At 51.5% G+C, this 12,376-nt stretch carries 11 protein-coding genes; 5 read left to right on the top strand and 6 right to left on the bottom strand.

Going from position 1 to position 12,376, the window contains the following annotated elements; genetic code table 11:
• Nucleotide 1 precedes the first annotated feature (1 nt).
• Nucleotides 2–1,414: a PLP-dependent aminotransferase family protein gene (locus D8682_RS03320; RefSeq protein ID WP_064546520.1), complete on the bottom strand. Its 1,413-nt coding sequence runs from the start codon at nt 1,412–1,414 to the stop codon at nt 2–4.
• A gap of 149 nt (nt 1,415–1,563) precedes the next feature.
• Between D8682_RS03320 and D8682_RS03325 the strand changes: the two genes are divergently transcribed.
• Both D8682_RS03325 and D8682_RS03330 read left to right on the top strand, forming a co-directional pair.
• The gene (locus tag D8682_RS03325) at nt 1,564–3,321 is read left to right on the top strand and encodes a cytochrome ubiquinol oxidase subunit I (RefSeq protein ID WP_121813531.1); all 1,758 of its coding nucleotides are present in this window, start codon (nt 1,564–1,566) and stop codon (nt 3,319–3,321) included.
• Entirely contained in the window at nt 3,321–3,443 is a 123-nt protein-coding gene (locus tag D8682_RS03330) for a DUF2474 domain-containing protein (protein WP_064546514.1), read from the top strand. The genes D8682_RS03325 and D8682_RS03330 overlap by 1 nt, the downstream gene beginning before the upstream one ends.
• Nucleotides 3,444–3,478: 35 nt before the next feature.
• Here the strand turns inward: D8682_RS03330 and D8682_RS03335 are convergent, their stop codons facing one another.
• Genes D8682_RS03335 through nrfB form a run of 3 tightly spaced genes read right to left on the bottom strand, consistent with a single transcriptional unit; the run spans nt 3,479 to nt 9,251 of the window.
• The gene (locus tag D8682_RS03335) at nt 3,479–4,348 is read right to left on the bottom strand and encodes a DUF4434 domain-containing protein (RefSeq protein WP_121813532.1); all 870 of its coding nucleotides are present in this window, start codon (nt 4,346–4,348) and stop codon (nt 3,479–3,481) included.
• On the bottom strand, nt 4,348–7,029 hold the full coding sequence (locus D8682_RS27055) for a tetratricopeptide repeat protein (RefSeq protein WP_238392813.1): 2,682 nt from the start codon (nt 7,027–7,029) through the stop codon (nt 4,348–4,350). Before D8682_RS27055 ends, D8682_RS03335 begins: the two co-directional genes overlap by 1 nt.
• The gene (gene nrfB, locus D8682_RS03350) at nt 7,026–9,251 is read right to left on the bottom strand and encodes a cyclic di-3',5'-guanylate-activated glycosyltransferase NrfB (protein WP_121813533.1); all 2,226 of its coding nucleotides are present in this window, start codon (nt 9,249–9,251) and stop codon (nt 7,026–7,028) included. The genes D8682_RS27055 and nrfB overlap by 4 nt, the downstream gene beginning before the upstream one ends.
• Nucleotides 9,252–9,560: 309 nt before the next feature.
• On the opposite strand from nrfB, the gene D8682_RS03355 reads away from it, so the two are divergent.
• Nucleotides 9,561–9,890: an SMR family transporter gene (locus tag D8682_RS03355; RefSeq protein WP_121813534.1), complete on the top strand. Its 330-nt coding sequence runs from the start codon at nt 9,561–9,563 to the stop codon at nt 9,888–9,890.
• Between the two features lie 206 nt (nt 9,891–10,096).
• A complete protein-coding gene (locus D8682_RS03360; protein ID WP_083963370.1) occupies nt 10,097–10,345 on the top strand; it encodes a DUF2554 family protein in 249 nt (82 codons plus the stop codon).
• Nucleotides 10,346–10,410: 65 nt separating this feature from the next.
• On the opposite strand, the gene D8682_RS03365 is transcribed toward D8682_RS03360, so the two are convergent.
• The gene (locus D8682_RS03365) at nt 10,411–11,529 is read right to left on the bottom strand and encodes an S-(hydroxymethyl)glutathione dehydrogenase/class III alcohol dehydrogenase (RefSeq protein WP_064546502.1); all 1,119 of its coding nucleotides are present in this window, start codon (nt 11,527–11,529) and stop codon (nt 10,411–10,413) included.
• Nucleotides 11,530–11,564: 35 nt separating this feature from the next.
• Complete coding sequence (locus D8682_RS03370; RefSeq protein ID WP_064546500.1) at nt 11,565–11,840, bottom strand: metal/formaldehyde-sensitive transcriptional repressor; 276 nt, start codon at nt 11,838–11,840, stop codon at nt 11,565–11,567.
• Between the two features lie 210 nt (nt 11,841–12,050).
• On the opposite strand from D8682_RS03370, the gene D8682_RS03375 reads away from it, so the two are divergent.
• Entirely contained in the window at nt 12,051–12,320 is a 270-nt protein-coding gene (locus D8682_RS03375) for a hypothetical protein (protein ID WP_064546494.1), read from the top strand.
• Nucleotides 12,321–12,376: the final 56 nt, after the last annotated feature.

The raw sequence follows: 12,376 nt of genomic DNA on the forward strand, positions 1-12,376 counted from the left end.
TTCACTCCTTAATTTGTTGGCGAATTAAATCAGCCAGGGTGATCACCGCGTGTTGTTCACGCTCACCTAACACCCACGAAGCATTAAGACGAAAATAATTATGCCATGCACCGCCAGTGGTAAACATTTTGCCCGGTGCAATGCTGATTTTGTGGGCAATAGCTTGTTCACTCAACACGCTGGCATCCATATAATCGGGTAATTCTACCCACAGGAAATAGCCGCTTTCGCTATGGTGAATTTTCACCTCAACTGGGAAATACTGATGCAGCGCCTGCAAGGTTTGCTGTTTACGCTCAGCCAAAATGCGCCGCAGTTTGCGTAAATGGGTGTCGTAACGTTTGGTCGCCAGATAATCAACCAGCGCCAGTTGCATCGGCGAACTGGTGGAAAGTGTGCTCATTAATTGCAGTTGCTGAATACGCCGCGCATGTTTACCTGCTGCCACCCAACCGATGCGAAACCCCGCGACCAGGCATTTCGAAAATGATGAACAGTGCAGCGTGATGCCTTGCTCGTCATACGCCCTGGCCGGTAACGGACGATCGCGTCCAGAATACAGCTCGCTGTAAACATCATCTTCGATGAGCGTGACATTATGCTGTTGTAACAATTCCACCAGTTGCAGCTTCTTATCAGGTGACAACGTCACGCCTAGCGGATTCTGACTATTGGTCATTAACCAACATGCTTTCACCGGATAGTCGTTAAGCGCCTGTTTCAGTGCAATGAGATCAATGCCGTTTTGCGGGTCAGTTGCCACCGACAGAGCCTTTAAGCGCAAGCGTTCCAGCGCCTGTAACGCGCCATAAAAACACGGATTTTCAACAATCACCCAATCCCCCGGCTCAGTGACTGCTTGCAGGCTGAGATTGAGCGCTTCAAGCGCACCAGCGGTTATCACAATCTCCTCTGGCGATACCTGCATTCCCTGCTGCGCATAACGCCTGGCAATGGCGTGCCGCAAGGCTTCGTTACCCGGTGGCAAGTTTTCAATCACGCTCATGGCAGTGGCGGTTTTGCTGACAGTGGCCAGTGAGCGGTTAAGTTGTTGTAGCGGAAACAGACGCGGATCTGGGAATGCCGAACCGAATGGCACTACCGATGCGTCGCAACTGGCCTGCAACACATCAAAAATGTAGGTATTGATATCCACCGCTTCATCACGCATGACTTTCACGGGGGCAAGCGTGCTCCGCGCTGCAGGGCGAGAAGCGACGTAATAACCCGACTGCGGCCTGGCAACAATCAAACCCTGGCTTTCCAGGGTTTGATAAGCATGGCTGACGGTCATGAAGCTCATACCACTCATCGTCACCTGCTCACGTAGCGAAGGAAGCTTGTCCCCTGGCAACCACGCCCCGAGTGCAATCTGGTCAATGATTTGCTGCGCAAGTTGCTGGTATTTTTTCATGATTAACCTGTGCTTGCTGCCTATATCAGATAGCTAAAAATACGCTAAATCTCACAACTGTTATAGGCAAAAAACGTTGTTCTGTTTCTTATTCTCACTAGGGTAACCCTCTAACATAGCGTCGAAGTTACTGTGCTATGAGGTTGCGCATGTTTGGTTTAGACGCTTTTCATCTGGCGAGGATTCAGTTTGCTTTTACTGTCTCCTTCCACATTATTTTCCCCGCCATCACCATTGGGCTGGCCAGTTATCTGGCAGTGCTTGAAGGATTGTGGCTCAAATCTAAAAACCCGGTTTATCGTTCGCTTTACGATTTTTGGTCAAAGATATTCGCGGTTAACTTCGGCATGGGCGTGGTGTCCGGGCTGGTGATGGCCTATCAGTTCGGCACCAACTGGAGCGGTTTTTCGCAGTTTGCAGGCAGCATCACCGGGCCATTGTTGACCTATGAAGTGCTGACCGCATTTTTCCTTGAGGCTGGGTTCCTGGGCGTGATGCTGTTTGGCTGGAAGCGCGTCGGGCCTGGGCTGCATTTCTTTGCGACCTGCATGGTGGCGCTGGGCACTTTGATGTCCACCTTCTGGATCCTCGCGTCCAATAGTTGGATGCAGACACCGCAAGGTTTTGAAATTCATAACGGGCAAGTGGTGCCTGTTGACTGGTTTGCCGTGGTGTTTAATCCGTCATTCCCTTACCGCTTACTGCATATGTCCGTGGCCGCTTTTCTTAGCAGCGCGTTTTTTGTTGGGGCATCAGCGGCCTGGCATTTGCTGCGGGGCAACAAAACTCCGGCGATTAAAACCATGTTTTCAATGGCGTTATGGATGGCGTTAATCGTCGCGCCACTGCAAGCGATGATTGGGGATATGCACGGCCTGAATACCCTGAAACACCAACCGGCGAAAATTGCCGCCATTGAGGGGCATTGGGAAAACGTACCCGGCGAACCTACCCCGCTGCTGCTGTTTGGCTGGCCGGATATGGAACAAGAGCGCACGCGTTACGGGCTGGAGATCCCGGCGCTCGGCAGCCTGATCCTCACCCATAGCCTGGACAAACAGGTTCCGGCGCTAAAAGAGTTCCCGAAAGAAGACCGGCCAAATTCCACCATGGTGTTCTGGTCATTCCGCATTATGGCGGGGCTGGGCATGCTGATGATTCTGGCAGGCGTGTTCAGTTTGTGGTTGCGCTATCGCCACCGGTTATACGAAAGCCGCCCGTTCCTGCGCTTTATGTTGTGGATGGGGCCATCGGGGCTTATCGCGATTCTGGCAGGCTGGGTGACGACTGAAGTGGGTCGCCAACCGTGGGTGGTGTATGGCTTGCTGCGCACCAAAGATGCCGTTTCGGCACACGGGAATTTGCAGATGAGTATCAGCCTGCTGACCTTCTTTGTGGTGTACATGTCGGTGTTTGGCGCCAGTTGGCTGGTGATGAAAAGCGCAGACCCGCTACTAAAAACCATGCGTAACATCATCAAGCCGCTGTTGATGGTCATGCTGGCGGTCATCGCCGTTATCAGTATCTGGACGCCGCTTGCGCACCCGCAAATTTCCACCCGCTGGTTTAGCCTGCCGAATTTCTGGTTCCTGTTGCCGGTTCCACTGCTGGTGGTAGCGTGCAGCGCCTGGTTATGGCTCTCGGTCAGTCGAGAAAATAGCTGGCACAGCACGCCGTTTTTGCTGACGTTAGGGCTAATTTTCCTCGGCTTTAGCGGACTAGGGATCAGTATTTGGCCGTATCTGATCCCGCCATCCATTACCTTGTGGCAGGCCGCCGCCCCGCCGCAAAGCCAGGGTTTTATGCTGGTCGGCGCACTGTTTATTATCCCGATAATTTTGGTTTACACCTTCTGGAGTTATTACGTTTTCCGCGGAAAAGTGCCGCATGGCGAGGGGTATCACTGATGAAACAGACTGGAGTTCGTTTGTTGTGGATGGTGGCGTTATGGGGCGGCAGTGTTTTGGCACTGGCCGCCGTGGGGATGGGTTTCCGGCTGCTGATGACCGCGGCGGGGTTTAAGTCCTGACCGGAATAGCGTTTATCCACCCGACAAAACCAAAGCTATTTGGCCAACACCCCGTTGGCCGCACTCATATAACGCAATGAGAAGAAAATTCTGTCCTGCCCCTGCGGGACAGGGGTCGACAACAATTTCTGCTGATACGCCGCCGGAGCGGGTTGCGCTTTAAAGGTTTCGGCCTGCTTATCCTGGCGGAATAGCTCTATGACCTTTCCGGCAGATGGCGCTTGCAGATACAACGCCCGCTCAGTTTCCGTCAGCACTTGCGTTCCCGCACCGTCCTGCATCCACACTTTCACACCGCTATGGTTCAGGGTGGTTATCCATTTACGGTATGAGTCCGGCGTCATGTTTCCGGCAAAGAAGCTACTGACCGCAACCGGTTTATCCGCGACAGCGGCCAACGACAAACGCGTGTTGTTCATCCAGTTTTCCGCAACTTGCTGCATTTGCGGGGTGCGCCAGCGTCGGTCATCGAGTTCACTGCTGATATACCAGCCAGAAATCGCCTGCTCACCCAGTACTTCAACCCAGCGTTTTGCCACGGCAACGTCGTTGGCGCGCAAGTGGTTGAGATAGTTTTCCAGTGCGGGCATTGGCTGTTTTTGGCGTTCGAAAAACTGTCCATCAGCTGCCAGACCAATCACCAGTTTTAGGCCGCTTGCGGTGGTGAGTTGCGCTTTACGCTCAAGCCAGGCGCGAGACTCCCCGCCCGTGAAAGCATCGTCGTAACGGCTCCATTGCAAGACCAGGGTATCAATTCTCTGCCCTTTAAGTTTGCTCAATACGCTTTGCCACTGCGCGTCGGAAACGGTGGTATCGCGCAGTTGCGGCTGATACATCACGGCATTCATCGCACTGGCAAAAGGCACTACCAGCAGTAGCGTTGTTGTCAGAAGTATTTTCTTCATTACCAGCGCACTCCCAGCGTCAGGAACAGATTATTTTTGGAATTGGTATCGCGATTGTGTCCGGAAAATACTCTCTGGTATTCCAGCCCGACGCTCGCTTTATGCGGGAACGCGTCGTAATGCGTTTGCCCAAACCACGTATTTAACCGCACCCCAACGCCACCCAGCGTATTGTCCTGGTATGGGTCGCCCGTGTTGGCGTTGTACTGCGCGTGCCAGTAAGGCTCAATGGTTTGGTGTTGATTGATTTTCTGATGCCAGCTCATTCGGTAATCCGCGGTGTAAAGCTGGTAATCCGCTTTCACGTAATGTGCCGCATCAAGATACAGGTTTTGTGCCATCCAGCCATTACCGGTGGGATGCCAGTCATCACTGTATTTACCGCCGTTGAAGAACGACGCACTCGCGCGCAGCATCAGGTCACTTTCACCATGCGCATTATCTAACGGGATCTGCTGTTCAGCCGCCAGGTAGATAACCTGGTCACGCAACGGTTTCCAGCGCACGCCGATCCCTAACATCGGCTCATACACCGGCATGAAGTTATGGTCGCTTTCAGTGCTGCTGCCCGCGAACAGACGGCTGTAAACCGAGAGCTGGTCACCGTCGACAATTTGGTTTTTACCGATGCGGTACTCCGCCTCAAACTGCTGATAGCTACGGTAGCTTTTATTCGGCTGTGCGCCGCTGCTGCTGCCCGAACTGTTCAGCGAGTCAGGCGTTAAACCGAATGAACCGTCCCAGGTAAAAGTCCAGCGGCGTTCGCTGTCTTCGTGGATGCGGCGGAACTCAAAGCGGTCTTTTTTCTGCTGTTCGTTGAGCGTTTGCTGTGGTGTGAGAGTGTTATCTATGTCATCGACTACCCGCTCGCTGTACTCGCGAGTTTTGGGTTTATCGTCCAGTCGCTCGTTGAGATACACCAGTTGGCGCAGGATTTCGGGCGAGTCGGGTTGAGAAGCGCGGGCTTTTTCCAGCGCATCGCGGGCTTCAGAATGTTTGCCTTGCGTCAGTAGCGCAAAGCCACGCGCCGCATCATCCATTTCTGGTGCTGAGTCAGTTTTCAGGTTCGGTCTTTCTGATGCGGGAACGCGCGCCCAGCTGGCCTGTGCTAACTGATAATCTTCCGCGGTATACGCCAGATAAGCCACTTGCCGTTGGTAGTAAGGTGACGGATCGCGAGCTGCCGCTTGTTGCGCGGCATGCAGAGCAAGACCTGGCTGGAATGGATAACATTGCGCCAGATGTGACCAGCTTTCCGCGTCATATTGTGGCGACAAATCGCCTAATAAATTACGCACAATCGGGCAGTTTTCTGCGCCCTGGAACACGCGAGCCTGAGCCATGCGCTGCGTGGCTGTCGGTAACGGTTTTTGCAACCGCGCTTTATTTTCCTCAGACAACCACTGCGGATGCGCCGCAAGCTGGCTGTACAAACGCGTTGAGAGCGAATCCTGCAACTTACCGGCTTGTTCAAACGGCCAGTAGTTCAACAGCAATTCGGTGGCTGCTTGCTCCTGCCCCATAGCCACCATTTGGTAGCTGGCGGTTTCCAGTTCCTGCGCGGACAGACTACGCATTTGGCTAATTTTGCGGATCAACTCCATGCTGGCTTGCGTGTCTTTTCGCGCAAAACTTAACGCCAGGCGCTGATCAAGTCCCTGATCGTCCGGGAAGTTACTGAGCAGCGCGTTGGCCCCTTGCCAGTCGCCTTGTTGGATACGGATGGGGACCAAGGTCGCCAACACATACTGTTGGTTTTCTGGGTGTTTGACCGGCCAATGGGCAACTGTGTTACCCGGGTCCTGGCAGTAGGTTGCCAGTAACCGTAGCCAGTTACGCTCTTCGGCAGGGTTGGTGAACTCCGGCTTATGGCTGGTGAGATAACGGCGCAGTGGTGCCAGCGCGTTACGTTCAGCCAGCGATTGAGCATACGCCAGTTGCATACCAGGGCTATTCATCACACCCTGACTTTGCAAATCGAGGATCCGCTGGTCGCGCTGCATATGCAGTAAAATGGCAAACCATTGCTGGTACTGCGCCTCGCTCAGGGTGGCGTCGCTATCCAACAGTGCAAAACCCTGGTCGGCGGCCGCCCACTGATGCCTGAAGATCGCCCGCTGGATGTAGTTATCCGTTAACGCTTGCGCGGCTTTAGTGTGACGGAATTGAGGGTCAGACAGTTGGGCGCGAGCGATGTCTAACTGGTTGAGTTTGACCGCATAATTCCCTACTTTGCTGCGGCAATCCACCGTAGGCTCGGCATCGCATTTCTTCTGCAACTCCTGCAATTGGCTGAGGGATTTCACTTGCTGCTCGGCAACCGGAATCGCCGCCAGGGCTTGCTGCAAATCAGGGTTTTGCGGATTTGTCTTGAGCTCACGTTTCAGTAAAGCTTGCGCTTTCTTTTCGTGACCAAAATGACGGTAAGCCTCTGCCAACCATAATGTCAGACGCACACTGTCAGGCGCCATTTCATGCGCATGTTCAAAACTGCTCAAGGCGCGCGTTTCATCGTTAACCTTCATGGCTTGATGCGCCCGCTCGATATGCGGGTAAACCTTGAAATAGCGGTAATCGCTCAAGCCCAGGTCTTGTTTTGATCCTTCTTCTGCAGCGAGCGCAGGCGTTGCGAGTAATGTACCGCATATCAACATGGCCAGCGGATTCAGGCGGATGTTCATAACACCTCCCTAGCCAGGCGCGCCTGTTGTAACTTAGTGATACCGGCATTTTGCAGCAGTTTGCTGAGGGACGGTTGCAGTTTATCTTGCTGTTCCAGTGCGCGACTGACCACGTTTTGGTCGACCACACCTTCTTGCACCAGGAATTCCCCAAACATCAAATCGCTACGCTCATAGCGCAATAACACTGCACGCAGAACCGCTTCGTTGAGCTTGAATTCGTTGGTGAGCACTTCGGCAAAAAAAAGTTGACCGGAAACATATTGCTTCCAGAGGTCATCAGCCTGTGCCCGGCTGATAAGATCTTCACTCACCGCACTTTCCAGTATCTGTTTCTCTTTGAGCAATTGCTCTGAGCCGTACCAGTAGCGCAAGCCAATCACGACCTGTCCGCGTGGCACCACCACGTATTTAACCGGACGGTCAACTTTGCGGCTTAGTGCCGAAAGCGAAACCGGGTCGATTGTGTTTTCGCAGGCCAGAGTCAGTGTCTCGCCTTCAAGGCGCAATGGCAGCACCGCATGGTGTTGAGCGATTTTTGCCGGGATGCTGTTGACCAGTTGTGGATCCAGTGCCAGTGAGTCTATTGACTCCATCGGCACATCAGCCTGTTTTGCGAGTGCGACCGCAAGTTGTTCGGCGGTGATATAGCCGAGTTGTACCAGGCTCCCCCCCAGTTTCAGGCCCGGAATACGGTTTTGCAGTGCTTCTTCAAGTTGCTGCTGGGTAAGCACTCCCGAATCCACAAGGATGTAACCCAGAGGCTGAGCGGAACGTTGCTCGCTGACCGTCGGGAAATCGTGGGTAGTTTTATCCCAGGCAACGCGACGCGGGTCGCCGTGCTGGATAACCTGCTTAATCGCCCGCCAGTTAGCGACAAAGTTAATCAGGTTTCCCCAGAACAGACGCGGGATCACCAGCAAACCTTGCCCCACTCCGTAATAGCCGGTGACAAAAATCATGCGCTGGAGTATGCGATTGGACATCAACCCGAAGTTAATCCACAGCAGGGTTGTCAGCCATGGGCCACCCACGAAGATCGACAGAAATTGCCACGCACCATCAACGCTACGCTGATAAATCATGATCGCTACCAGCTGCATCATCACCAGCATCGCAGCAAAACTGAGGAAGTTGGCAATGGCCCCTTTGCGGTCACGCCACAAGAAATAGTTAAGAATCGGGCTTGGGCTCCAGCGGTGTGTTTTAAACCCCTGGAAGACAATACCGATGATCCAGCGCGATTTTTGCCGCACCGCAGTCGCAAAGGTGTCCGGGAAATATTCACGAACACAAATCACGTTGGCGGTACGCGAACGTTGTAAGAAAGGTTTTGCTGAGCTGTCGTTTTCATCCACGACCGGGAAGCGGCAGAAAATTTCTTCCATGCCCTTCTGACGCAAGCGGAAACCGATGTCGTAGTCTTCGGTCAAACTCTGCACGTCAAACGCAATACCATCACCGTCTGCCAGCAGTGCTAACACGGCTCGACGACTAAAACAGGTCCCTACGCCTGCACTCGGAACCTGCCCCGCTAAAGCTTCACGAACAGGCACATCTTTGCCGTGCAGTTCGGAAAATTCATCCAAATAACTGAGGCTGGTGAAATGTGTCCATTTACGCTCAAACGGATAAACAGGGATCTGAATTAAATCTTTTCTATCGACCAGATAATTGAACAGGCGTAATTCGAGTGGAGAAATAACGTCTTCTGCATCGTGCAGAATAAAGCCGGAGAAATTAAAACGCGCGCTACGTTCAAACTGCAAAATCGCGTCGAGAATGTTATTCAGGCAATCCGCTTTGCTGGTTGGGCCTGGCCGTGCACACACCACTTTATGGACATTTGGAAAACGCGCGCAAACGTCGTCGACATCGCGTTGGGTGTCCGGGTCATTAGGGTAAGTGCCGACAAAAATATGATAGTTTTCGTAGTCCAGCGAGCTGGCGGCCAATCTCGCCATGTTACCGATAACCCCGGTCTCATTCCACGCGGGAACCATAATTGCCAGTGCCTTTTCTTGCGGCTCATACAGGGCTTTATAGTCCAGATAATCGTTGTTGCGGTAAACCGTCGCTGAGCGCCATACCCGGCGAACCCAATATACGACATCGATAAATAAATCATCTATTCCGCTAATTAACATCAATATCGCCAGAGTAATAGCGATGACTTTCAACCCGTAAAGATAGGTTGAAAAGCAATCAACAAACCAATCCATTTTTTACCCCAAAGGTCATGTGAAACCGTGTACTGTCATCCACAAGAGGGCTGATGCAGACACAAAAAAGCCTCATATGTTACCGGTATCATAATGTAACAAGATAAACTCAGAAAGGAGATAACTCTAATATTGCACTTATTTACAATCACAAAGATTGTATCATAAACAACAAAACCAGTGTTTTCAGCTGGCATTTACAATTGTTACAGGACATTTGAAATGAGTAATGGTTTCTGGTGCCAGTTCTTGCCAGAAACGGCTTTGATCTTTACATTGGCGGGCTGAATACCTGTGGGAGAAACGGACATGACTTACATCTGGCTCATTGTGGCAATTATTGCCGAGGTGATAGCAACTACCTCACTGAAACTATCAGAAGGTTTTAGCCGTTTATGGCCAAGTATCACCACCATTTTGTTTTATGGCGTGGCGTTTTATTGTTTATCCATCACTATGCGCACCATCCCTACCGGGATTATTTATGCGATTTGGTCAGGGGCCGGGATCGTGTTGATTGGTGCGGTAGGCTGGATATTTTTGGGGCAGAAACTCGACTGGCCTGCTCTTGCAGGTATGGCGCTGATCATTCTGGGTGTGTTAGTCATTAACCTGTTTTCAAAATCAGTCGCTCATTAATTCTGCCTTATAATGCCTGGACTGCGCCCTTTTCACTGGTAAAAGGGTTGTAGCATGTCATCTCTTTAATCAACCTATCGTAAACCAAAAGCTAACAATCTGGTCTTTTACACTGCTGACAATTCTTTTGTTTTATTTCTAAAAGTTGAATAGTCACAAGGTGAAATCATCTATACAGTGGGCCCGTCACGTTAATGAGATTGAAGATGATGGTTAAACAGTTACGATCAAAACTAGGGATGATTTTGTTAGTCATTGGTGCGGCCTTGTTCTCTGGCCAGACGGCTGCGCAAACTCACGGTCACCTGTATTTGGTCGTCAAAAGTGCTGACATGTTGCTGCGCCATCAGGCTGATAGCGATGAAATCCGTCAAGCCGCCGAAGAGTCTGCCGCTGATTTCCGTGAGCATTATTATCACGTTAAAGAGCGACGAGCCGGGACCTTTCAACTTTAGAAAGTATTGCTCTCACCGATTCTGCCAGCAAAATTAACCGGGAATCGGTGAGATCAATTTAGCGGTTATTTATCGCCGAAATGGATAACGGTACGAATCGATTTTCCTTCGTGCATTAAATCGAATGCTTCGTTAATTTGCTCAAGCGGCATGCGATGGGTGATAAACGGGTCGAGGTTGATTTTGCCAGCCATCGCATCCTCTACCATGCCAGGCAATTGTGTACGCCCTTTCACGCCACCAAACGCTGAACCACGCCATACACGGCCGGTAACCAGTTGGAACGGACGGGTTTTGATTTCCTGGCCGGCACCTGCAACGCCGATGATCACGCTCTCGCCCCAGCCTTTATGGCAGCATTCTAGTGCCGAACGCATAACATTCACGTTACCGATACATTCAAAGCTGAAGTCCACACCGCCGTCGGTCAACTCGACGATGACATCCTGAATCGGCTTCTGATGATCTTTAGGGTTGATGCAGTCGGTCGCCCCCATTTCAGTCGCCAGTTTGAATTTTTCTGGGTTGGTGTCGATAGCCAGAATGCGACCCGCTTTTGCCTGTACCGCACCCTGAATCACCGCCAACCCAATGCCGCCGAGGCCAAACACCGCGACGGTATCACCCTCTTTTACTTTCGCCGTGTTGTGAACCGCCCCGATACCGGTGGTGACGCCACAACCCAGCAGACAAACTTTATCCAGTGGCGCTTGTTCGTTCACCTTAGCCAGTGAAATTTCCGCAACCACAGTGTATTCGCTGAAAGTACTGGTACCCATGTAGTGATAAATCGGCTCGCCATTGTATGAGAAACGTGTGGTGCCATCTGGCATCAAACCTTTACCCTGGGTGGCGCGAACCGCCTGGCAAAGGTTGGTTTTACCCGATTTACAGAATTTACATTCGCGACATTCTGCGGTGTACAACGGAATAACGTGATCGCCAGGTTTCAGGCTGGTCACACCCTCACCAACTTCCACCACAATCCCGCCGCCTTCATGCCCCAGCACCGCCGGGAAAACACCTTCAGGATCATCACCCGACAATGTGAACGCATCGGTGTGGCAAACACCAGTATGGGTAATTTTGACCAGCACTTCGCCTTTCTGTGGCGGAGCAACATCAATTTCTACGATTTCCAGAGGCTTGCCTGGACCGAATGCAACAGCAGCACGTGATTTCATATTATTCTTCTTCCGTCGTCAGATGAGTGTGAGTTTTATTTTAGATAAGAGCGGATTAAATGGCCGACTTCCGCCATGCGTACAGCACGCTGATCTTCGGATGTCTCCCCCGCGACCAGTTCGTCTTTAAGATGGATTTCCATCATTTCGCCCATCAAGCCATTGGCCGCGCCGCGCACGGCAGCGATTTGTTGCAGGATGGCAATGCAAGGATCGCCATTTTCCAGCGCACGCTCTATCGCTTCCGTTTGACCGCGAATCCGCCGCACGCGAGTCAGGATACGTTTTTTATCTTCAGGTGAATGTGGCATAGCGACCTCAATATACTATAGGGGGGTATGGTACATGAAAAATATCCCGCCTGACACCAGTAACAACCAATATCAAACTGTACAAAAAATGAACCACGAAAAATTCCGGTGTTCTAATTAAAATGGATGGTGATTCAATATCGGCTGCTACAAAGCCTGGCACCATGTCACTTTGATTTTTAACTCAGACTTTGGACTTAAGGGGGTAAGATGAAAAGACATACGGAAAAACGAATAGCAGGCTCTATTCTGGAAGTAAGATGTTTGCGCGTGACCCCTCCCGTTTGTATTCATAGAGTTGCGTTCGAAGATGGTAAATTTGCGGTGGTGCGTTGCGTAACAGATGGTTGTCTCGTTCCCGGACACGTCATCAACCGTGATGCGCAGGGATGGCACTATGATGAGAAAATAATGAAGCTGCTGCCTTTTGAATACGTTAATCAAACAGAATCAGAGCGTGATTTCGCGGAATACCCTTAACGATAAAACAAAGACCCCATGATTTCGATGTGGTCTTTGTCCGATCATCAGTTTGA

The sequence above is a fragment of the Buttiauxella sp. 3AFRM03 genome (assembly GCF_003675305.1).
Classification (GTDB): Bacteria; Pseudomonadota; Gammaproteobacteria; order Enterobacterales; family Enterobacteriaceae; genus Buttiauxella; species Buttiauxella ferragutiae.

Bases quoted from the DNA above. Each gene is read 5' to 3' on its own strand.
- D8682_RS03320 (WP_064546520.1), bottom strand. From the start codon at position 1,414: ATGAAAAAATACCAGCAACTTGCGCAGCAAATCATTGACCAGATTGCA.
- D8682_RS03325 (WP_121813531.1), top strand. From the start codon at position 1,564: ATGTTTGGTTTAGACGCTTTTCATCTGGCGAGGATTCAGTTTGCTTTT.
- D8682_RS03330 (WP_064546514.1), top strand. From the start codon at position 3,321: ATGAAACAGACTGGAGTTCGTTTGTTGTGGATGGTGGCGTTATGGGGC.
- D8682_RS03335 (WP_121813532.1), bottom strand. From the start codon at position 4,348: ATGAAGAAAATACTTCTGACAACAACGCTACTGCTGGTAGTGCCTTTT.
- D8682_RS27055 (WP_238392813.1), bottom strand. From the start codon at position 7,029: ATGAACATCCGCCTGAATCCGCTGGCCATGTTGATATGCGGTACATTA.
- nrfB (WP_121813533.1), bottom strand. From the start codon at position 9,251: ATGGATTGGTTTGTTGATTGCTTTTCAACCTATCTTTACGGGTTGAAA.
- D8682_RS03355 (WP_121813534.1), top strand. From the start codon at position 9,561: ATGACTTACATCTGGCTCATTGTGGCAATTATTGCCGAGGTGATAGCA.
- D8682_RS03360 (WP_083963370.1), top strand. From the start codon at position 10,097: ATGATGGTTAAACAGTTACGATCAAAACTAGGGATGATTTTGTTAGTC.
- D8682_RS03365 (WP_064546502.1), bottom strand. From the start codon at position 11,529: ATGAAATCACGTGCTGCTGTTGCATTCGGTCCAGGCAAGCCTCTGGAA.
- D8682_RS03370 (WP_064546500.1), bottom strand. From the start codon at position 11,840: ATGCCACATTCACCTGAAGATAAAAAACGTATCCTGACTCGCGTGCGG.
- D8682_RS03375 (WP_064546494.1), top strand. From the start codon at position 12,051: ATGAAAAGACATACGGAAAAACGAATAGCAGGCTCTATTCTGGAAGTA.